General features: G+C 66.4%; 15 protein-coding genes. 8 read left to right on the top strand and 7 right to left on the bottom strand.

The genetic code is table 11. The annotated features are described in order from the left end of the window. Positions 1-936: 936 nt before the first annotated feature. The 5 genes from ABIC76_RS13285 (at position 937) to ABIC76_RS13265 (ending at position 6,224) form a co-directional block, all read left to right on the top strand. Positions 937-1,737 (top strand): collagen-like triple helix repeat-containing protein, encoded by an 801-nt coding sequence (locus ABIC76_RS13285; RefSeq protein ID WP_354534262.1) that lies wholly within the window; start codon positions 937-939, stop codon positions 1,735-1,737. 132 nt (positions 1,738-1,869) lie between these two features. Further along, positions 1,870-3,030, top strand: coding sequence for a collagen-like triple helix repeat-containing protein (locus tag ABIC76_RS13280; RefSeq protein WP_354534261.1), 1,161 nt, complete (start codon positions 1,870-1,872; stop codon positions 3,028-3,030). Positions 3,031-3,096: 66 nt separating this feature from the next. Beyond that, positions 3,097-3,552 (top strand): DUF2147 domain-containing protein, encoded by a 456-nt coding sequence (locus tag ABIC76_RS13275; RefSeq protein ID WP_027680352.1) that lies wholly within the window; start codon positions 3,097-3,099, stop codon positions 3,550-3,552. A gap of 326 nt (positions 3,553-3,878) precedes the next feature. Next, on the top strand, positions 3,879-5,219 hold the full coding sequence (locus ABIC76_RS13270; RefSeq protein WP_027680351.1) for a hypothetical protein: 1,341 nt from the start codon (positions 3,879-3,881) through the stop codon (positions 5,217-5,219). A 108-nt stretch (positions 5,220-5,327) separates the two neighbouring features. Beyond that, positions 5,328-6,224, top strand: coding sequence for an EamA family transporter (locus ABIC76_RS13265; RefSeq protein WP_354534260.1), 897 nt, complete (start codon positions 5,328-5,330; stop codon positions 6,222-6,224). Here ABIC76_RS13265 and ABIC76_RS13260 read toward each other — a convergent pair. The 3 genes from ABIC76_RS13260 to ABIC76_RS13250 all read right to left on the bottom strand — a co-directional run bounded on the left by ABIC76_RS13260 (position 6,221) and on the right by ABIC76_RS13250 (position 11,776). Continuing rightward, positions 6,221-7,303: a M14 family metallopeptidase gene (locus ABIC76_RS13260; RefSeq protein ID WP_102066851.1), complete on the bottom strand. Its 1,083-nt coding sequence runs from the start codon at positions 7,301-7,303 to the stop codon at positions 6,221-6,223. The genes ABIC76_RS13265 and ABIC76_RS13260 overlap by 4 nt on opposite strands. Before the next feature lie 163 nt (positions 7,304-7,466). Then, positions 7,467-8,675, bottom strand: a complete 1,209-nt coding sequence (locus ABIC76_RS13255) for a ribonucleotide-diphosphate reductase subunit beta (RefSeq protein ID WP_354534259.1) — start codon at positions 8,673-8,675, stop codon at positions 7,467-7,469. A 116-nt stretch (positions 8,676-8,791) separates the two neighbouring features. Then, entirely contained in the window at positions 8,792-11,776 is a 2,985-nt protein-coding gene (locus ABIC76_RS13250) for a ribonucleoside-diphosphate reductase subunit alpha (RefSeq protein WP_354534258.1), read from the bottom strand. Between the two features lie 649 nt (positions 11,777-12,425). Here ABIC76_RS13250 and ABIC76_RS13245 point away from each other — a divergent pair. The 3 genes from ABIC76_RS13245 to ABIC76_RS13235 are packed head-to-tail and all read left to right on the top strand — an operon-like array spanning position 12,426 to position 16,883. Continuing rightward, a complete protein-coding gene (locus tag ABIC76_RS13245; protein ID WP_354534257.1) occupies positions 12,426-14,456 on the top strand; it encodes an alkaline phosphatase family protein in 2,031 nt (676 codons plus the stop codon). Positions 14,457-14,486: 30 nt separating this feature from the next. Further along, complete coding sequence (locus ABIC76_RS13240) at positions 14,487-14,687, top strand: hypothetical protein (RefSeq protein WP_147213785.1); 201 nt, start codon at positions 14,487-14,489, stop codon at positions 14,685-14,687. Between the two features lie 36 nt (positions 14,688-14,723). Then, on the top strand, positions 14,724-16,883 hold the full coding sequence (locus tag ABIC76_RS13235; RefSeq protein ID WP_354534256.1) for a phosphocholine-specific phospholipase C: 2,160 nt from the start codon (positions 14,724-14,726) through the stop codon (positions 16,881-16,883). 564 nt (positions 16,884-17,447) lie between these two features. On the opposite strand, the gene ampD is transcribed toward ABIC76_RS13235, so the two are convergent. From ampD to ABIC76_RS13215, 4 genes are read right to left on the bottom strand one after another with little or no spacing between them, the layout of a single operon-like run. After that, positions 17,448-18,044, bottom strand: a complete 597-nt coding sequence (ampD, locus tag ABIC76_RS13230; protein ID WP_102066856.1) for a 1,6-anhydro-N-acetylmuramyl-L-alanine amidase AmpD — start codon at positions 18,042-18,044, stop codon at positions 17,448-17,450. Beyond that, complete coding sequence (locus ABIC76_RS13225) at positions 18,037-19,662, bottom strand: sigma-54-dependent transcriptional regulator (protein ID WP_354534255.1); 1,626 nt, start codon at positions 19,660-19,662, stop codon at positions 18,037-18,039. The genes ampD and ABIC76_RS13225 overlap by 8 nt, the downstream gene beginning before the upstream one ends. 39 nt (positions 19,663-19,701) lie before the next feature. Continuing rightward, positions 19,702-21,741, bottom strand: a complete 2,040-nt coding sequence (locus ABIC76_RS13220; protein WP_354534254.1) for an ATP-binding protein — start codon at positions 21,739-21,741, stop codon at positions 19,702-19,704. After that, positions 21,738-22,004 (bottom strand): PP0621 family protein, encoded by a 267-nt coding sequence (locus ABIC76_RS13215; protein WP_354534253.1) that lies wholly within the window; start codon positions 22,002-22,004, stop codon positions 21,738-21,740. Before ABIC76_RS13215 ends, ABIC76_RS13220 begins: the two co-directional genes overlap by 4 nt. Positions 22,005-22,010 lie beyond the last annotated feature (6 nt).

The raw sequence follows: 22,010 nt of genomic DNA, 5'->3' as shown, positions 1-22,010 counted from the left end.
CAACACGCGATGTTGTGCGCGTATGCATCACGAACTCGCGCACGCGCCTCGCGCACGTTCGGCATCGTCGTGCGCGACGACGCGCGAGCTGCGCGATGCGCGTCGAAAAAAACGATGCGTAGATGCGACAACGCGCGCGAATTTTTCGTACTCAACACGTCGATGCGCGGGCGATCGGTGCGATCGACGCGTGCATATCGACGTGCGGAGGATGTCGATCGACGCTGCTGACACATCGCGCTCACCTTCGATCGGCACCGCGCGATGTCGATGCGATTGTGAAGTCCAACTGCATGCGTGCAGCACCCGCAAATCGCGTGCCGCGCATCCGATGCGCGAGGTCGCTGCGATGGGCCAAAGCATCGACGCGTGCATGAGCGCGACATCGATGCGCGCACGCTGGATGGATGCCGATGCATACGACGCTGACACCGGATCGTGACGATGCCGAACTGCATGCGCGCACGACGTCGATAGCGCGACCCGCACGATGCTCATCCGAGCGTCGATCGCGGGAAAACCCCGCTCAGCAACCGCTGAAAACTTCACGCAATCGCGTTTGAAACGACGCTGTTTTACGACGATAGAAGGATTGTTCTACGGCAATCCACGGGCCATTTTTGCTGCGCCCCTGTCGTCCGAAGAATGGCTTGCAGCGACGTTTTATTCGGGATTGATCTCGCAAATTGCTGCAACCGCAAATCCGGGTGTCAGGTTGGCGCTGATTGTCATGCCATTCGGTTTCACTTCACGATCCGCTCACCACATCAGCACGGCATCGATCGCGCGGTGTGGCACGGGCCTGCGCGTGGCCCGTGACAAGACAGGGAGGTCGTCGCCAACCCCGCATGGCTGACGACGACAAACCCGACGAGCAAAGAGCGCAAGACAGAAGGGGTCCAACAAGCGTTCTGTTCTGAGTAGTGGAGGCACAAGATGCGCGATCGAGCGTTCTTGTCGAAATCGAATCCGCCGAAGTGCGGACTGTTCATGCAGTGCATGCTGGCGACGGCATCGCTAGCCATGTTGGCCGGTTGCGCGAATTCGGGCAGCGGCGACATGGGCACCTCGCTTGGCGGCGGCAGCGATTCGCAATCCAAGCCGGCGATCGCGGCATCGAGTTCGCCCACGTGGTCGAACGGCAGCAGCAACGGCAGCAATGCAACGGGTGGCACCGGCTCGACTCGCAACACGCCCATCGCGACGCTGACCGGCCCTGTCGAACAACTGACGACCACCACCATCACCGCCATCGTGCCGCTCACCAGCGCGTTGACTTCCACCACGCAGGCCGTGGGGGCCGCAACAGGATTGGGGGCTCCGGTCAGCAACGTGTTGGCGACGCTGGGCGGTGCGCTCGGCAGCGAGGGACGCACGATCACGACGGCCGGCAAGGGCGATGCGCTGGTGTCGACGCTGGGCAACACGGTGGGCGCGCTCGGATCGCTCACCAGCGGGCTATCGACGGTGGTCGCACCGGCGACGCCATCGGCAACGGGCAGTGCTCCGGCAGGTGCGTTGACCGGTGCGCTCGGTGGTGCGCTGGCGCCGGTCACGACGGCCGTCAGTTCGTTGACGGCGGGGTTGCCTGGTGCTGGTGCGCTCGGCTCCGTTGGCGCAGTCGGCAGCAGCGGCGCCGCGGCAGGTCCGCTGGGCGGATTGAGCGGCGTCAGTACAACGGTGGGCGGTTTGGTTGGCGGTGTGCTGTCGGGTGTGACATCCGGCGCGCATCACTAGCCATCGCTCAGTAGAACTTTCTTTGCATTCGACGGCAAACGCAGGCGGATGCTACCCGCTGGACGCCAGATGCGCGTTCTTCTGACCCGGCGGTGACACGCGGTACGGGCCGCGCTTACAAGGAGACTCACCATGAAGATTCAGAACCCGCTCCACGCTTCTTCCTCCGACTCGCTGTCGATGGTTTCAGCATCGCGCACGCTGCTGGCGGCAGCTGCAGTGGCCGTGCTGACGCTGGCCGGTTGCGCTTCGGGCGGCAACCCGAACGGTGATACGACACCGTCGTCGTCGGCCAACAACGATCCCGGCGCGGTGCCGGTCGGCAACGTCGCGGGCGGCGGCGGCAACGTCGTCACGCAGACCGGCAAGACGGTCAGCGATCTCGGCACGACCATCGGCACGGCGTCGGTGCCCGTCATCGGCGGCACGGCGGCGCAGAAGGATCTGGGTGCGACCGTCACCTCGGCCGGCAACACGGTGCAGACACTGGGCAGCGGCATCAGCAATGGGCTCGGCAAGATCGGCTCGACGCCCGACCCGGTCGGCACCACGGTGCAAAGCTCGGGTGACGTGATCCGCTCCGCCGGGGTGACGGTAGGCAACGCGGGGCAGACCGTCTCGGATCTGGGTGCCGCCGGCAGCCCGCTGGCGCCGCTGAATCCGGTGACGTCGCCGGTGGGCAGCGGTGTGTCTGCGCTGGGTCAGGTGATGCAGGGTGCTGGCGGGCTCGTCACGATTGGCACGTCGAGCGGCCCGGTGCAGCAGATCACGCAGCAGACCAGCAACGCGATCGTGCCGCTGTCGTCGCAGCTCGTGAACGGCACGCAGACGGTCGGCAGCGCGACGATGCTCGGCGGCCCGCTGGCCGGTGCGCTGAATACGGTTGGCGGCGGCCTGCAGAGTGCCGGCGCGCAAGTCGGCGCAGCCGGCGGCAACCCGCTCACGCGTGACGTGGGCGGTGTGGTCGGCGCCGTCGGCGGCACGGTGGCGAGTGCCGGCGGCCTGGTCAACGGCGGCAGCGGCGGCGGCTCGACGAATCCGTTGGCGCCGATCACCGGCGCGCTCGGCGGTGGCCTCGGCGGTGGCAGCAATCCGCTCGCCCCCGTGACGGGTGCGCTGTCGGGTGGCGGCAGCAATCCGCTGGCGCCGGTCACGAGCGCACTGACCGGCGCGGCCGGCAGCGGCAACCCGCTCGCCCCGATCACGAATGCGCTGGGTGGCGTCACGAACGCCGCCGGCGGCTCCGGCAGCAATCCGCTGTCACCCCTGACCGGTGCGTTGAGCGCGCATTGATCCCTGCGCCGGCATCACCGATCAGCCCTCACCGATTCTTTTGACTGACAACAAGGAGACTCCACGATGCAACATACCCCCCACGCTCTCGCGCGCCTGGCTGGCGCACTGGCCCTCGCACTGGCAGCTGGCAGCGCCTTCGCGCAAGCCACCCCCGCCGGCACCTGGAAGACTATCGACGACAACACGGGCAAACAGAAAGGCGAAGTGACGATCGTCGACAACGGCGGCACGTTCACGGGCAAGGTCACCAAGATCCTGGTGCCTGGCGACGAGAACAAGACCTGCACCAAGTGCACGGACGACCGCAAGGACCAGCCGATCAAGGGCCTGACGATCCTGACGGGCCTGAAGGCGAACGGCAACAACAACTGGGATGGCGGTCAGATCCTGGATCCGGAAAACGGCAAGGTCTACAGCGCGAAGATGTCGCTGTCGGAAGACGGTCAGAAACTGAACGTGCGCGGCTTCCTCGGCATCAGCCTGCTGGGCCGTACGCAGACCTGGATTCGCGAGCAGTGATCGCCCGCCGATAGCGAAAGCTAGCAAGACATCCCAACGCGCGGCGGTGCCCTCCCCTCTGGGCGGGCGCCGTCTCTTCAGGCGCCGGTGCAAGCCGGCGCCTTCTTTTTTACGGAAATCCGCACAGCGCGCGCACGGCATCGCCATTAAAGAAGCCCTCTCCATCGCCGTTACACGTGTGTGGAGTCGCAAACCCGCGCGGCCCTGACCGCCGAGATTTCACGCCTGATTCCCCAACGAGGGGAGGGGCGCCGTGCCGTTCTCTGACGTGTCGCATGGTGCTATGCTGCGCGCCAGAGAACCGATAAAACCAAGTTGGAATAGCCATGCCCGAGCGCAACCGGCCGCCATTGAGGGGCCTTTTTGGCGCGATTGCCGGGTCGACCACCAGCGTCTATGCCGGAGCAGGAGACACCGCCGGCGGCGCCCATGAGCCGATGTCCGGCGGCCGCTCCACTGCGGTGCGCGATGTCGCTGCACACGATCTGGCCAGCGATACCGCGCTGTGGCGCTTTGCGCTGGCCGCAGAGCACGGCGGCCGCGCGCCCCACCCCGACGCCACGTTGCGCGACGATCTTTCCGTCCTGCGCATCCTGCGCCACCCCGACGGCCTACGTTTGCTCCGGCAAGGACTGCGCGGTGCGTTCCCGGGATCAGCCCTGCGCCTGACCACCTTTTGGCCTGAAGAGCAACCGCACGCGTATCCCGCGCGCGCGGAATCACGCCCCGCGGAATTCGGCGATCTGCTGGTGCTGATGCGCGTGCGCGGCGCGGTGCCAACGCTCGATTGCCGCGCGCTGTTTCTCACCAGCCGCCGCATCGACCAGCCCGACGATGCGCTCGACAAGCACCACGCCCTGCCGCAGATCAACCTGTATGAAGGCTGGCCCGATTTCAACGTCTATGCGCGCTCGCCGATCAAGTCGCGCAACGCAACCTTCCTCGGCAAGTTCGATTTGTCGGCCGAGCTGGACCCGCTGCGCCGCGTCGGCCGCGACCAGCGCCAATGGCGCTACCTGACGCCCTGCACGGGCCTGCAGCAGCACGCGCAATGGCCGGGCGCACGTCCGGCTTCGCCGCTGCAATGGCGCTGGCCTTCCGGCCCGCAAGCGGCCGGTGCTCCCACCTCTGGTTCGTTCACCGGCCTGCTGCGCCAGCTCGCACGGCCGGAAGGCCCCGGCGAAGACTGCTCCGCCGGCACCGATGTGCCGACGTGGGGCCGCCTCATCAACAAGCTGCTCGACCACAGCTGGGAAGTCGCCCCGAGCCACGCGCTCAAGAGCGGCAACATCAGTTCGCTGGCCTTCTGGACCCGGCTGCGCGGCTTCCTGACGGCGGAATACCTGCTCGGCTCGCACTCGCTGCAGAAGGGCTTTGGCGCGTCGTTGCAGTTCGAGATGGCCAACGGCTTGCAGGACATCGCCCGCGACGACTGGACGGCCACCACCGGCTTCGACCCCGAAGACCTCGACGTGCCCGGCGTGCGCGGCACGCTGCAGCGTATTGCGGCGTCCAAGCTGGCCGTCTTCGGCATGAGCGCCGAAGATCCGGCACCGCTGGCCGCACCGCGCCCGCAGCGCGGCGTGACACCGCGCCCCGATGGCGAACGCGAAGGCCAGCGCGTGTTGCTGATCGACGTGATCCGCCCCAGCGCTGCCGCCCTGTAAGCCTGCCAATTCGATAAAAAGCGACGCCCACGCCGCCGAGAACGCAACGATTTCTCGGCGGTGCGCGGCTATGCTGTGGCGTTCTCTGCTGCGCCTCCGCTGTCGCTCATGTCTTCCGCTGCTTCCGCCTCCGCCACTTCCACGACGACGACCTCCCCCTGGATGCCCATCCTCGCGCTGATGGGCTCGATGGCCTCCGTGTGCCTCGGCAACTCGTTTGCCAAGACGCTGTTTCCGGTGCTGGGCGCCGCGGGCACGGTCACGTATCGGGTGACGATCGGCGCGGTGATCCTGCTGGCGTTCTGGCGGCCTTGGCGCCTACACCTGAGCCGCGCAGATGCCGGCCGCATCGCGCTGTACGGCGTCACGCTGGCGAGCATGAACCTGCTGTTCTACCTGTCGCTGCAGCGGCTGCCGATCGGCATTGCAATCGCCATCGAGTTCACGGGGCCGCTGGTGCTGGCCGTGCTGCTGTCGCGCCGCGCGCTGGATTTCGTGTGGATCGGGCTGGCGGTGGCCGGCTTGCTGATGCTGACGGTGGCCGACAAGTCGGTCGGGCAGGTCGACCACCTGGGCGCTATTTATGCGCTGGCCGCCGGCGTGTGCTGGGCGCTCTACATCCTGACGGGCAAGAACCTCGGTGGCCTGCATGCGGGCCAGGCGACGTCGATCGGCATGGTGGTCGGTGCGCTGTTTGCGATTCCGTTTGGCGTGGCGCAGGCGGGGTCGGCGTTGCTCGCACCTTCGCTCATTCTGGCGGGACTCGGGATCGGACTGCTGTCGAGCGCGATTCCGTATTCGCTCGAGATGGTGGCGCTCAAGCATCTGCCGGGCAAGACGTTTTCCGTGCTGCTGAGCCTCGAGCCCGCCATCGGCGCCCTCGCCGGGGCGATCGTGCTGCAGGAGCAACTGACCGGGCGCCAGTGGGTGGCGATCCTGGCCATCATCGCTGCGTCGGCCGGATGCGCGCTGACGGTGCGGGCTCCCAAGCCCGTCCAAGGCTAGCCGGAACACCGCGCCACGGCTTGCAATACAGCCATGCGCGTCTGCGCGTAGACCATTCCCTTCCACTCCGGCACGTCGCAATAGAACGCATCACGTAGCGCTTGGCGGATGCCGGCCCGCTGCGCGGCGCCCTGCTCCGGATGGCGATGCAGCCAATGGTCGGCACGCAGCGCCTGCAGCACGGCCAGCGGCGCGAGCGTGCCAAACTCCAGCGTGACGCAGGTCTTTTCGATGCCGGGCAGCCGTTCGTAGGCGATGCCGACCAAATCGCCCTTGACCACCGAAGAAACCGAACCGGCGGCGGCAATCGGCCGGACATCGGCGCCCCACGTGCGCATGGCGCGTTCCAGCTCGGCGGAATCTGGGCTGTTGAAGATCTTTTCGCCGTGGCCGTAGTGGCCAAGCCCGGTATGCAGGTCGATCCACACTAGCTGCGACAGGCCAGCCGCATGCCGCGACACGATCCCCCGCATCTGCAGCGTGCTCCAGCACGGCGCGCTGCCGCCGTAGAACATGCCGTCCGGCACGCGGTATTGGCCGCTCGTTGCGGCGTCTTGCAGGGCTTTCTCGCCGCGGGTGACCATGTAGTGCTGCAGCGCTGCCTGGTCGGCCTGGCTGGGCGGCCATGTGTGCGGCAGCAGGAGCGGATCGACTTCCAGGTAGGCCGGATTGGCGGAAGCGGCCTCCGCAAAGTCGACGCTGTTGCGGTTCAAATCAACGTTCTCTTCATTCACGCGCCGCAAGTGCGCAAACCCGTACGGATTGACCGCGTGCACCAGCAGCAGCGCAACCTTGGCAGCTGCCAGCCGCGCGAACAGTTCGTCGTCTTGCAGCAGGCCGGTCTGGCAACCGGAGCCGCAGAACCCCTCCACGCCATGGACGCCGGAGGTGACGATCAGCAGCGCTTCAGCCTGCGCGGGCGCAAACAGCGCAGTGTCGATGGAAAGCTGCTCGCCGGATGGCCCGACCGCATCCGGATGCAGATGGCGCTCGATGCGCAGCCCCCGGGCCCGCGCAGCAGCGAGGAACTTGCCGCGGGCTTCATCGTAGGTCTGCGAGAAGAAGGCTTCGACCGTCATGGCGGGATCCGGTGCAGTGATTGCCGCAGCCTGCCATGTCTGACAGGCGCGGCGCAATCGCACGCACGTGAATCGACCGCCCCAAATGCAAACAGGCGACGCGTGGTGCGTCGCCTGTCTACGTTGATGCCGGGTCGAACGAGCGTCGAGCGGCTAGCTCAGATCACTCCCAGGACAGCGCGCCGCCGGTCTGGTACTCGATCACACGCGTCTCGAAGAAGTTGCGCTCCTTCTTCAGGTCGATCATTTCGCTCATCCACGGGAACGGGTTTTCCTCGTTCGGGAACAGCGCGTCCAGGCCGATCTGCTGGCAGCGGCGGTTGCAGATGAAGCGCAGGTAGCCCTTGAACATCGGTGCGTTCAGGCCCAGCACGCCGCGCGGCATGGTGTCTTCTGCGTAGCGGTATTCCAGGTCGATGGCCTTTTTGAACAGCTCCGTGATCTCGGCCTTGAACTCGGCCGTCCACAGATGCGGGTTCTCCAGCTTGATCTGGTTGATCAGGTCGATACCGAAATTGCAGTGCAGCGACTCGTCGCGCAGGATGTACTGGTACTGCTCGGCAGCGCCGGTCATCTTGTTCTGACGGCCCATCGCCAGGATCTGCGTGAAGCCGACGTAGAAGAACAGGCCTTCCATGATGCAGGCGAAGACGATGAGCGACTTCAGCAGCTTCTGGTCGTTCTCGGGCGTGCCGGTCTTGAACGACGGATCGGTCAGCGTGTCGATGAACGGGATCAGGAACTCGTCCTTGTCGCGGATCGACTGCACTTCGTGGTACGCGTTGAAGATCTCGGCCTCGTTCAGGCCCAGCGATTCAACGATGTACTGGTACGCGTGCGTGTGGATCGCCTCTTCAAACGCCTGGCGCAGCAGGTACTGGCGGCATTCCGGCGCGGTGATCTGGCGGTACGTGCCCAGCACGATGTTGTTGGCGGCCAGCGAGTCGGCCGTCACGAAAAAGCCCAGGTTGCGCTTGATGATGCGGCGCTCGTCTTCGGTCAGACCGTTCGGGTCTTTCCACAGGGCGATGTCGCGCGACATGTTGATTTCCTGCGGCATCCAGTGGTTCGCGCAGCCGGCCAGGTACTTTTCCCAGGCCCACTTGTACTTGAACGGCACCAACTGGTTGACGTCGGTGGCGCCATTGATGACGCGCTTGTCGGCAGCGTTCACACGGCGGTTGCTCTGTGCGGCAGCGGCATTCGGATTGTTGCCGAGGATGCCCGTTCCGGCGGCCTGCGTGGCCGACGGGGGCAGCACGCCGCCCTGATCGGCGGTGGCCGTTTGCAGCTGCGGCTGCGGTTGGTACACCGGCTGCGGCGCAGCCGAAGGTTGTGCGGCAGGTTTGACGTCGTCGTCCCAGCTCAGCATATGTGTTTCTCCTAATTCTTTGCGCGTCGCTCCCGCTCTTTCGGAGCGCGAGTCCAGTGTCGTGCAGATCCCGGCGCCCCCGCTTGCGCGGGAGCAACCTCAGACACTGTTTTGACTTATTGGCAGGCTTCGCATTCCTCGAAACCGGGGTCGCCCGGGCGCATGGTGCACACGGCGCCTTCGGCTTCCGGCATCGCCTGGGCGGTGGCGGCAGCGGCATCCAGCGCACTGGTCGGCGCGGCCGATGTCACGCCGGACGCACCCGCAGCCGACACGCCACCCACATCGCTACCCGACGACACCGCATTGAGCGTGCCGCGCGACACGGTCGACTTCTCGACGTGCGTGGCGCCGATCGTGCGCAGGTAGTACGTGGTCTTCAGGCCACGCAGCCACGCCAGCTTGTACGTGTCGTCCAGCTTCTTGCCCGACGCGCCGGCCATGTAGATGTTCAGCGATTGCGCCTGGTCGATCCACTTCTGGCGGCGCGATGCAGCTTCCACCAGCCATTGCGGTTCCACTTCGAAGGCCGTTGCGTACAGGTCGCGCAGGTCTTGCGGGATGCGGTCGATGCGGGCCAGCGAGCCGTCGAAGTACTTCAGGTCGGCGACCATCACTTCGTCCCACAGGCCGCGCGCCTTCAGGTCGCGCACCAGGTAGTCGTTGACCACCGTGAACTCGCCCGACAGGTTCGACTTGACGTACAGGTTCTGGTACGTCGGCTCGATACAAGCGGAGACGCCGATGATGTTGGAAATCGTTGCCGTCGGGGCGATCGCCACGCAGTTCGAGTTGCGCATGCCGTACTGCTTGATGCGGCCGCGCAGGCTGTCCCAGTCCATGGTCGACGACATGTCGGCTTCGAGGTAGCCGCCGCGCTCTTCGGCCAGCAGCTTGAGCGAGTCCTGCGGCAGGATGCCGCGATCCCACAGCGAGCCCTTGTAGCTGCTGTAGCGGCCACGCTCTTCGGCCAGCTCGGTCGATGCCCAGTAGGCGTAGTAGCACACGGCTTCCATCGACGTGTCGGCAAACTGCACCGCTGCCTCGCTGGCGTACGGCACGCGCAGCACGTGCAGCGCGTCCTGGAAGCCCATGATGCCCATGCCGACCGGGCGGTGGCGCAGGTTCGAGTCCCGTGCCTTCTTGACCGCGTAGTAGTTGATGTCGATCACGTTGTCGAGCATGCGCATGGCAGTGCGCACGGTCTTCTTCAGCTTCTCGTGATCGAGCACCACGCTGCCGTCCGCCTGCTTGACCAGGTGAGCGACCAGGTTGACCGAACCCAGGTTGCACACGGCGATTTCGCTGTCGTTGGTGTTCAGCGTGATTTCCGTGCACAGGTTGGAGCTGTGCACCACGCCCACGTGCTGCTGCGGGCTGCGGATGTTGCACGGATCCTTGAACGTGATCCACGGGTGGCCGGTTTCGAACAGCATGCCCAGCATCTTGCGCCACAGCTGCAGCGCCGGCATCTTCTTGAAGAGCTTGATCTCGCCGCGCGCGACCTTGTCTTCGTAGGCCAGGTAGGCCTGCTCGAATGCCTTGCCGACCTTGTCGTGCAGGTCCGGGCAGGTGGACGGCGAGAACAGCGTCCACTCGCCACCTTCCATCACGCGCTTCATGAACAGGTCCGGAATCCAGTTGGCCGTGTTCATGTCGTGCGTGCGGCGGCGGTCGTCACCGGTGTTCTTGCGCAGCTCCAGGAATTCTTCGATATCCAGGTGCCACGTTTCCAGGTACGCGCAGACAGCGCCCTTGCGCTTGCCGCCCTGGTTCACGGCCACGGCCGTGTCATTGACCACCTTCAGGAACGGCACCACGCCTTGCGACTTGCCGTTCGTACCCTTGATGTGCGAGCCGAGTGCGCGCACGTTGGTCCAGTCGTTACCCAGGCCGCCGGCAAACTTGGAGAGCAGCGCGTTTTCCTTCAGCGCTTCGTAAATGCCGTCCAGGTCATCCGACACGGTGGTCAGGTAGCACGACGACAGTTGCGAGCGACGCGTGCCCGAGTTGAACAGCGTCGGCGTGCTCGACATGAAGTCGAACGACGACAGCAGTTGGTAGAACTCGATGGCGCGGGCTTCGCGGTCGATTTCGTTCAGCGCCAGACCCATCGCCACACGCATGAAGAACGCCTGCGGCATCTCGATGCGGGTTTCGTTGATGTGCAGGAAGTAGCGGTCGTACAGCGTCTGCAGGCCGAGGTAGTTGAACTGGAAGTCGCGCGAGGCGTCCAGCGCCGCGCCCAGCTTGGCCAAGTCGAACTGGGCCAGCTTGTCGTCGAGCAGCTCGGCGTTGATGCCGCGCTTGATGAACTGCGGGAAGTAGTCGACGTAGCGCGTGCTCATTTCCGCTTGCGTGACTTCTTCGCCGAGGATTTCGCGACGGATCGTGTGCAGCAGGATGCGCGCCGTGACCTGGCTGTACGCCGGGTCCTTTTCGATCAGGGTACGCGAGGCCAGGATGGCCGAGTCGTACACCTGCGTCATCGGCACGCCTTCATACAGGTTCTTGACCGTTTCCTTGAGGATCGGCTCCGGGTCCACCGCTTCGCCCAGCCCTTCGCAGGCCGAGACGATCACGTTGCGCAGTGCCGCCATGTCCAGCGGGCGGGTGATGCCGCCGTCGGTCACGTTCAGGCCGATGAAGGCCGGTTGCTGCTGGGTTTCGCCGGCTTGTGCGCGCTCCTGGGCGCGGCGCTCGCGGTACAGCACGTAGGCGCGGGCCACGTCGTGCTCGCCCGAACGCATCAGGGCCAGTTCCACCTGGTCCTGCACGTCTTCGATATGGAACGTGCCGCCGTTCGGGCGGCTGCGCAGCAGTGCGCGCACGACGTTCTGCGTTTGTTGGTCGACCAGCTCGCGCACACGCGCGGAAGCAGCACCCTGACCGCCATTCACGGCGAGGAAAGCCTTGGTCATGGCCACGGCGATCTTCGAAGGCTCGAAGCTGACCACGGCGCCGTTGCGGCGAATGATCTTGTAGTCGGCAAGATTGACGCCGGAAGCGGTGCCGGGGGCCACGGCCGTGCCGCCAGCGCTTTGCGCAAATTGCGAAGGATTGGCGGTGCCGGAGTGGATTTCGGATTGGGCCGTCTGCATGTGGACTCCTGTTGAACCGTTCGTTTTATTGGCTCGCCGATGGTGAAACACCCTGGGCGAATCCTTGCGTTACGCGGAGAAATGAGACGGAAAAGACCCCTGCCTTTCCTCAGCCCCCAAGCGCCGGCTCGACCTGCCGTACGCCCGCCCCCGCGTGGCGCTGAAATAAGAATCCCGGAAAGCGACCACTACATCTAGTGTTCAACTCCGGGATTGACGCTAAGTATAGTGGCCCAATCGAATTTGCCTAGACTTGACAGGTGGGGGCGGAGGGCTATTTTTCACCCGCCAATGCAGTGCCGCAAACCCGCTACGCCAGTCTGCACAAAGGGTCGGCGGGACTGGCGTGCGGCGTCGCAATGACCGTCTCTTCAGAATAATTCTTTCTATCGACGTCGCAAGTTCAATAGACGTCACCTCATCTACGGTAGGGGTATGTGTGCGGCGCACTGCACCGGTGCACGCGTGCCGCGCCCCGGGGCATTTCCCGACATTCCCCGCTCAAGAAATCCGAATAGCCGCATCAGCATTCTTGCCGCGGCTGTCACTTGAGCGACAGGCCCCCACCCTACGCTTCGGTCGCATTGCAGGGAGCGCAATCACCGCGGCGAGACACCGAGCGCCGCGCACAACGACCGAGGAAATCGACATGGCTTGGAATCACCCCGCCGGGCGCCTGCTGAGGGCCGCGCTGAGCACGACCGTGGCAGCGACGTTGGCGACCACATTGACCGCATGCGGCGGGGGCGACAGCGGCCCCATCGCCAACCAGGGCAGCACCGACACACCATCCACCAGCGCCAGCAAGAAGGTGCTGGTGGTCGGCGTGGACGGCGCCACCTATGCGCAGGTACAGAGCGCGCTCTTGCAGCGCAGCCTGCCGAACCTGGGCGCGCTGGCGGTGATGCCGGCTTCGACCGGCGGCACGCTGGGCACCACCACCGCCCAGCCGCCGCTGGACACACCCAGCTGGGCCACCGTGCTGACCGGTGCCTGGCAAAACCGCCACGGCGTGACCGACGACACCGTCACCACCCTGGCCGTCCCAAGCGTGTTCAGCTACGCGCGCAGCGCCGCCAAGGCAGCCGGCACCACGCAACGGCTGGGCGCCGCGGTCAGTTCGGCCATGCTGCCCGCGCTGCTCAAGGCAGATCAGCAAGCCGGCAATCTCGACACGCTCGTCGACTGCGCCCAGGTGGACACCTGCGTGACGCAGAACAGCGTGAAGCTCGTGCAGTCCGGCTACGACGTCGTCTTCGCGCAATACGCCGCGCCGGCCGCCGCCGCGCTGGCTTCCGGCCTGCAAAGCGATGCGTACACCGCTGCGCTGACCAACGTCGACCAGGCGCTCGGCACGCTGCAGGCCGCCATCGCCCAGCGCCGCACCGCCAACCCGAACGAAGACTGGCTCGTGGTCGTCACCACCAGCCACGGCCTGGACGCTACGGGTGCGACCACCTCTGCGCCGACGCTGGAAAACCGCACCGCCTTCATCGCCCTGAACAAGCCGGTCAATACGGTACTCGGCAAGAACGGCATGGCCGCGCCCACGTCGGAAGCCACACTGGCCGCGCTGCCGAGCGAGGCCGACATCGTGCCGACGGTGCTGGCGCAACTGAACGCCGCCGTGCCGGCAACCGCGCATCAGCTCGACGGTGCGGCGCTCACGGCCAGTGCTGTCGGCGTGCGCAATATCCAGAGCACGGTCGGCGCGTACAACGCCTCGCTGGTGCTGAACTGGCAGAACCCGACCCCGGCCAGCGGCCCGATCACCGTGCTGCGCGACGGCAAGCCGGTCGCCACGCTGCCCGCCACGGCCACGCAGTACACCGACAGCAACATCGCTGCCGCCAGCGGCATTTACCGCATCAACTACACGCTGGTGCGCAACAACGTGCCGGTGTCGATGCTCGCGCAAATCGCCTACGTTGCCCCGACGCCGCTGGCCGCCTCGCTCACCAACGGCCTGGCGGCGTATTACAGCTTCGATCCGCTGCCGCCCACCGACCGCAAAGCCGGTTCGACGATCGGCCCGTGGGCGGCGGGCACCGACGGCGGCTCCGCAGCGGCCGACCCGTTTGGTGGCACGGCCCTGTCGGTCGATTCGCGCATCGACGCCTACAAGCTCACGCAGAACGGCGCCGACATCGCACAGAGCCCGCAATTCACCATCGGCTTCTGGTTCAAGTCGGATTGCACGCAGGGCAACGGCACCGGCGAGCCGATCCTCTCCAACAAGAACTACACGTCCGGCGCGAATGCGGGCATCGCGTTCGGCCTGTTCGGCGGCTGCGAGGTGCGCTTCAACCTGGGCAGCGGCGGCAAGCGCGACGACATCCAGGGCATGAAGTTCAGCGCCAACCAGTGGGCGTATCTCGCCCTGTCGGTGGACACGCAGGCCAAGCGCTTCAGCGCCTACATCCTCGACCCGGTGCTCGGCGTGCAGAAGGTGGAAGACAAGGCTATCGCCAATACCGACGTCACGAAGCTCAATGGCCTGGCCACCAAGGTCTGGGGCCTGAACGACGACGCCACGCACAACTACGTGCCCAACAACCCGGGCTCGCTCAAGGGCGTGATGGCCTACGACGACCTCGCCATGTGGACGCGCCGGCTGACGCTGGACGAACTCAAGACGATCAACGGCTCGCACCAGCCGCTGTCGTCGCTGAACCCCTGACCTCCTCCCCCAACCCGAACGAGACCGCTCATGAAGCCCTTCATCCACCCCCTCGCGCGGCCGCACCGGCTGGCCGCCATGCTGCTGTGCGCCGCCACCTTGTCGCTGTCGGCCTGCGGCGGCGATTCGAACGACGGCACGCCCGGTACCGGCACTGGCCCCGGCGCCACTCAGCCCGATCAACCCGGCCAGCCGCCGGCCAACAAGCCGACCCTGCACTGCGCTCCGTAACGCGCGGCTTCCCATCGACTTGCGTTTGAGACCGACATGACTTCCGACACGAACCACGCCAACAACGGCAGCCGCCGCAACTTCCTCAAGATGGCCAGCACGGGGGCGATTTCCGCCGCTGCGCTCGCCGCCTTCCCGCCGTCGATCCGCCGCGCGCTGGCGATTCCCGCCAACAACGCCACCGGCACGATGCGCGACGTTGAACACGTGGTGATCCTGATGCAGGAGAACCGCTCGTTCGACAACTACTTCGGCACGCTGCAAGGTGTGCGCGGCTTTGGCGACCGCTTCCCCATCCCCCTGGCGGGCGGCCTGAACGTCTGGCAGCAGACCTACGTGCCCAGCAGCGGGCCGAGCCGCACGGTGCTGCCGTATTACCTCGACAGCAGCGCCGGCAACGCGCAGCGCGTGTCGGGCACGCCGCACAGCTACCCCGATGCGCAGAACGCGTGGGACCTGGGCCGCATGAGCAAGTGGCCGACGTACAAGCAGACGCAGTCGATGGGCTATTACAAGCAGGCCGAGCTGGACTTCCAGTTCGCGCTCGCCAACGCCTTCACGCTGTGCGATGCGTACCACTGCTCGTTCCACGGCGGCACCAACACCAACCGGCTGTTCCACTGGACAGGCACGAACGATCCGACGGGCGCGGCGGGCGGCCCCGTCATCGACAACAGCGGCGATCACCTCGACGCCAGCGTCACCTACAACTGGACGACCTACCCCGAGCGCCTGCAGGCGGCCGGCGTGTCGTGGAAGGTCTACCAGAACATGCCGGACAATTTCACCGACAACCCGCTCGCCGGTTTCAAGGCCTACCGCGATGCCAACGCCGCGCGCGGCAACCTGGCCGACGGCAGCCCGTTCCCGCCGTACACGCCGGCCGACGAAACCGTCAGCCCGCTCATCAAGGGCGTCGGCAACACCATGCCCGACGGCGGCTTCCTGCAGGCCTTGAAGGACGACATTGCCGCCGGCCAGCTGCCGCAGGTGTCGTGGATCGTCGCGCCGGCCACGTATTCCGAACACCCCGGTCCGTCGAGCCCCGTGCAGGGCGCGTGGTACACGCAGGAAGTGCTCAACGCACTCACCGCCAACCCGGCCGTGTGGAGCAAAACCGTGCTGTTCATCAACTTCGATGAGAACGACGGCTTCTTCGACCACGTGCCGCCGCCCGCAGCCCCCGCCTATGACAACGGCGTGCTGGCCGGCAAGTCGACGGTGAGCACGGCCGGCGAATATCACACGGACCAACACCCCTACGGCCCCGGCCCGCGCGTGCCGATGTACGTCGTTTCGCCGTGGAGCCGCGGCGGCTGGGTCAACTCGCAGGCGTTCGACCACACCTCGGTGCTGCGCTTCCTGGAGCTGCGCTTCAACGTCAAGGAGCCGAACATCAGCGCGTACCGCCGCGCGGTGCTGGGCGACCTGACCAGCGCCTTCAACTTCGTCAACCCGAACACCGAAACGCTGCCGACGCTGCCCAGCCGGGACAAGGCAACCGCCGACTCGATCCGCACCGCGCAAGGGTTGAAGCCGCAAGTGCCGCTGCCCTCCGTCACGGCGCAGCAGATGCCGACGCAAGCCACCGGCACCCGCCCCTCGCGGGCCCTGCCGTACGAACTGCACGTCAGCGCGCGCGAAGACGCCACCAACCGCGCGCTGCGCCTGATCTTCAGCAACACCGGCACGGCGGCCGCCGTCTTCCACGTGTACGACCGCCTGCATCTGGACCGCGTGCCGCGCCGCTATGCGGTCGAGCCCGGCAAGATGCTCGACGACACGTGGGACGTGTTCACCGCTGACAAGGGCAAATACGACCTGTGGGTGCTCGGCCCCAACGGCTTCCACCGCGCGTTCTCGGGCGATGTGAGCGCCGTGTCGACAGCGGGTTCGAGCGCACCGGAAATCCGCGTGTGCTACGACCTGGCCAACGCCGAGGTCTACGTGACGATGATGAACACCGGCACCGCCGGCTGCACCTTCACCGTCAAGCCCAACGCGTACCGCAACGACGGCCCGTGGACGTTCGACATCCCGGCCGGCAAGCAGCTCGACCAGCATTGGCCGATCGCGCGCCAGGGCAACTGGTACGACTTCACGGTGACGGTGCCGCAAGGCGGCTTCACGCGGCGCTTTGCCGGCCGCATGGAAACCGGCAAGGACGGCGTGTCCGACCCGGCGATGGGCACTTGAGGTAGGGCTCTGAAGTAGAAAGATCAGCAGAGGAAAACGCGGGCGGCCTTTGAAAGCGGGCTGCCCGCTTGCGTTTCGTCGTCCGCAGGGAGTGACTTGCGGCATGCCGGCGTCGAAGGGGCGAACGCCACGCTTTCACCCCGACGCTTGAGCCTCACATCCTGACGGTCGAGGCTTTTATCCGCACGCGTGGGGCTCAGACCGCCGTGTTCCGAGGTTCGACCGTCATGCGCGAGCCTCCGACGCTGGAATCGTTCACGGACGGATCGACGAAATGACCCTCGGACGGTCACGCTCCACGGTTTCACACTCGCACGCGAGCCTCGGACCGTGACGCTCCACGGTTTGACCGTCGTGCGTGAGCCTCAAACAGTGGAGATCGACAGTTTTACCCTCGTGCGCGACCCTCGGACTGTGGCGTTCCACGGTTTTAGGCTCGCGTGCGATGCCTGGACATTGACGTTCCACAGTTTCACCCTCGCGCCCGAGTCTTGGAGGGTGACACTCCAGGGTTTTACCGTCGCACGTGAGCCGCAGACGGTGAAGCGTCAGAGGGTTGTCGCGTCAGAGCGCGTGCTGATAGGGGAACAACGCCGCATTGAATCCGCCGAGCGCGCGCAGATGCGCCCAGTCGAAATGCGGTCCTGGGTCCGTCTTGCGGCCCGGGGCAATGTCCGAATGACCGGCGATCGCTGCAATCGGATACGCCGCGCAGATCGCCCGCACAAGCGACGCCGTGGTGGCGTACTGCTCGGGCGTGAAGGGCAGATCGTCGGTGCCCTCGATTTCGATGCCGACCGAGAAATCGTTGCAGCGTGTGCGGCCGAAAAAGTCCGACGCCCCGGCATGCCACGCCCGCGCGTCGCACGACGCAAATTGCACGCATTCGCCCGTGCGGCGGATGAAGAAATGCGCCGACACGCGCACGCCGCGCAGCTGATCGAAATACGGATGCGCGTCGCAGTCGAGCGTGTTGGTGAAGAAGTCGAGCACGTGGTCGGTGCCGAAGTCCGCCGCGGATTGCGCAGGCGGCAGGCTGATGTTGTGCAGCACGATCAGGTCGATCGGCATGCCGTCGGGTCGTGCGTCGATATTCGGCGAGGGATGGCGGCGTGCGCCGTCCGCCCATCCGTCCGCGCCGATGTGCAACCGTTCAGGCATCGCCGTTCAGCCCATTTCCGGCCGGTTCGCCGACGCTGCCCGGCGACGCTTCAACGTCACGCGGATCGCGAATGCCAAGCTGCTGCATGCGATAGCGCAACTGGCGGAATGACAGCCCAAGCAGCTTGGCGGCGGCCGTGCGGTTGAAACCGGTCTGGTCCAGCGCGGCAAGGATCACGTTGCGCTCGACCGACTCCAGGTAAGCCGGCAGATCGATCGGCAGCGCAACGCTCGGCAGGGCGGGCTCGGCCGGCCGCGCAACCGGTGCCGGCTCGGGCGGTGCCAGCGGTTGCGGCGTCCCCATCGGGCTTGGCACGGGCGCCGGCATATAGACGGCATCGGGCCAGCCGGCCATCGGCGACGGGGCCAACGGGTGATTGCCTGCCGCGGCAGCCTGCGCCTCGCGCGTGCGGTGGAACAGCGGCGAGCGCTCGATCTCGGCGCCCAGCGCGCCAAGGTCATCCACGTCGATCGACTCGCCTTCCGCAAATGCGTACGCACGCTCCAGCAGGTTCTCCAGTTCCCGCACATTGCCCGGGAACGGATACGCGCACAGTTGCTGCAGCGCCGGTCGCGTCAGACGTTTTGGGCGCGGATCGCCGTAGCGGCTGGCGAGCTGTTCGAGCAGCACGCCGGCCAGCACGGGCACGTCTTCGGCGCGCTCGCGCAGCGTGGGCATGCGCAGTTCCAGCACGTTCAGGCGGTAGAACAAGTCTTCGCGGAAACGGCCGGCGGCCACCAGCCGCGCGAGGTTCTGGTGGCTAGCGCACACGACGCGCACGTCGACCGGATCTTCGCGGCTTTCGCCGATCTTGCGCACGCGGCGCTCCTGCAACGCGCGCAGCAATTTCACCTGCATCGTGAGCGGCAGGTCGGCCACTTCATCGAGCATGAGCGTGCCGCCGTTGGCGGCCTGGAAGAAACCTTGGCGATCGCTGTCGGCGCCGGTAAAGGCGCCCTTCACGTAGCCGAAAAACTCGGCTTCCATCAGGTTCTCGGGAATCGCGCCGCAGTTGACCGCCACGAACGGCCGCGCCGCGCGCGACGACAACGCATGGATGGCGCGCGCCGCACGCTCCTTGCCGCTGCCCGATTCGCCGCTGATCACCACCGGCGCCATGCTGCGCGCCAGGCGCATCAGCGAGCGGCGCACTTCCTGCATCGCGGCGGAATGGCCCGGCAGCAGATCGTTGGTGCGCTCGGCCAGATCGGCGTTACCCGGATCGGGGTCGCGCTGCTGACGGCCCAGCGCATTCAGCACGAGGCTGCGCAGCTGGTCGAGCGAAAGCGGCTTGGCGATGTAATCGAACGCGCCGGCCTTGAGCGCTTCCACCGCGTTTTCGGCGCTGCCATAGGCGGTGATGACGGCCACGGGCGTGCGGTCGGCCGTAGCAGAAAGCTGGCGCACGAGTTCAATGCCCAGGCCATCGCCCAGGCGCATGTCGGTCAGCACCAGCGCAAAGCGCTGGCGGGAAAGCGCCTCGCGCGCCTCGGCCAGCCCGCTGGCGAGCACGACGTCGTGCCCCATTCGGCGCAGGGAAATTTCCAGCAGCTCGCGCAGGTCGGCTTCGTCATCGACGACGAGAATGGGTTCGCGAACGATGGCGGCTTTGGACATGGATCAGCAGAAGATCGGCGGAAATGCGCGGCCGGCGGACTATTCCGTTACGGCCAAGGCAGGTTGGTCAAACATCAGGGTGATGACGAAGGCGCGGCGCGGCAACGTGCCGCGCGCCTCCATGGTCAACGCTCCGGTGCGATCGAGCAAGGACTCCAGCGCGATGGCACCGTAGCGGATCTGCGCATCGTTGGCGCTACACAACTCGCGCGCCATGTAGAGGCCCAGGCCAGTGCCTTGTGCGTCATTCGTGAAGAACGGCTCGAACAGGCTGCGTTGCTGCTCCGTAGGCACTTCGGGCCCGTCGTTCCAGATCACGAGTTCGGCGTGGGTGTCGTCCAGCGCGTAGGCGGCCAGCTGGATCGAGCCGGGAACGCGGCGGCAATAACGCAGCGCGTTGTCGAGCATGTTGCCCACCACCTGCTGCAACTGCGCCGGGTCGAACAGCACGGGCTTGTCCAGGTCGACCGCCACGCGCACGAGGTTCGGGTTGATCTCGGTGGCTTCGCCGGCGCGGCGCAGGGCCTCGGCACGCCAGCGGTCAACGACCTCCGGCAGCACCTGCGCCAGTTGCACGCGCACGCGTTCGCCGCGCGGGCGGCGCGAGAGCATCAGCACGTCGGCAACCACCTGGTCGAGCCGCCGCACGTTGTCGCGGATGATGCGCAGCAGGCGCGTCTCTACGCCGCCGCTTTCCGGCCGCATGTGTGCGCCGCCGTCCTGGCCGTCGCCCGGATCGTCCAGCAGTTCGGCGGCCTGGCTGATCGCCGCCAGCGGATTGCGGATCTGATGCGCGACGCTCGCCACCAGCCGCCCCATCGACGCCAGCTTTTCCTGCTGCGCCTGCTCCGCCACACGCTCCCAGCTTTCCACGTGGACCAGCACGGTGTCGTGCAACTCGTGTCGCAAGAACGCTTCGTCATCCGCCGACCAGCCCTGCGTGATCGCGTCGGCCGATGGAATGCGCGCACGTATCTCGCCGCCCTCGCCCGGCAGGCCCAGGCCGATCGAGCTAACCAGGCTGTCCATGTAGACGCTGCGCAGGTTGGCCAGGCTCGGCAGGATGAAGCGCAGGCGCAGGCGGGCGCTCAACATGGCGCGGCCTGAGCGGCCGCCCGCTGCGATGGGCAGTAGATCCAGGATGCGCGGTGCATCGTCGTCGCCGGTGCCATCGGTGGGACGGCTCTTGCGGCGCAGCCACTGGCGCAGCGTTTCGAGCAACGGGCGCAGGTGCGGCACGTCCTTCAGGTCGAACAACATCGCGCCGCTGCCGACAAAGGCGCTCTGCGGCACGCCCAGCAACATGGCTGCGGCCGGGTTGGCGGCAACGACGCGGCCATCGGCACGCACGAGCATCACGCCGTCCTGCATGTCGTAGACCATCAGGCGATTGACGAGCTGCTGCAGGCGCAGCTCGCGCTCGCGGGCCATCGTCAACCGTTCCTGCGCGACCTGGCGATGCGACAGGCCGTACATCATCGACGCGGCCATCATGTAGACCAGGCCGTAGAGCCCGGCGGATGCCAGCCCCGGCGCAATCACGCCGTCGTTCAGCATCTGCAGGAACGGATCGGCCAGCACGACGATGGACGCCACGGCCGCCGTGAACAGCGCAAACAGCAGGCTGGTGAGCGCGCCGGCAGCCAGCACCGGCATCAGCAGCACCATCGCCACGCTGGCCGACAGGCGCGAGAGGGTGGCATACGCCAACCCGAGGAACAGCAGGTCGAGCACCACATCCAGCCGCACCCGGAATTGGAAGCGCGTGCGCCACCAGCCGGCTGCGGCCAGGATCAGCAAGGCCATCGCCAGATAGGGCAGCGTCAGGCTGAGGAGCGTGTCGCCATTGGGCAGGCCCACTGCCTCGTTGTGCTCGCGCGGCACCATCACGAAGAGCAACAGCACCAGCGCCACGGCGGCACGGCTGAAGGCGAAATAGCGCAGCAGGCGCCACTGGAATTCAGGCGGATCGGGCTCCAGCCAGACCGATCGCAAGGCGCGCCAGGCGTTCAGGCGCGAGAGCAGGCTGCGCGCGCCGGACGGCGTTGCCCGCGCGGCACCCGACGCTTCGGGCGTCATGCGTTGCCCCGGTCAGCATGCTCGGGGCAGCGATAGCGGCCGCCCGCCAGCGCGATCATGCCGGTGCGCGGCGCGTGCACGCCGCATACGGCGCATTGCTCGATGGGTTGGGAGGTCTGGGGCTCAGGCGCGCGCTTGGCCGTGCGCTGTTCACGCGGGGCGCCCTGCTCCTGCCCCGAAGCGCGGGACGAACGCTTCCCCAGGCGGCTCAACCACCACCAGCCGGCGAGCAGCATCAGGATCAGCAGGACAGGACGGGACATGGAGAA

The organism is Ralstonia sp. 1138 (genome assembly GCF_040544795.1).
GTDB classification, from domain to species: domain Bacteria; phylum Pseudomonadota; class Gammaproteobacteria; order Burkholderiales; family Burkholderiaceae; genus Ralstonia; species Ralstonia flatus.
Note: the sequence above shows the minus strand (reverse complement) of the source record. Positions and strands in the feature narration are given on the sequence as shown.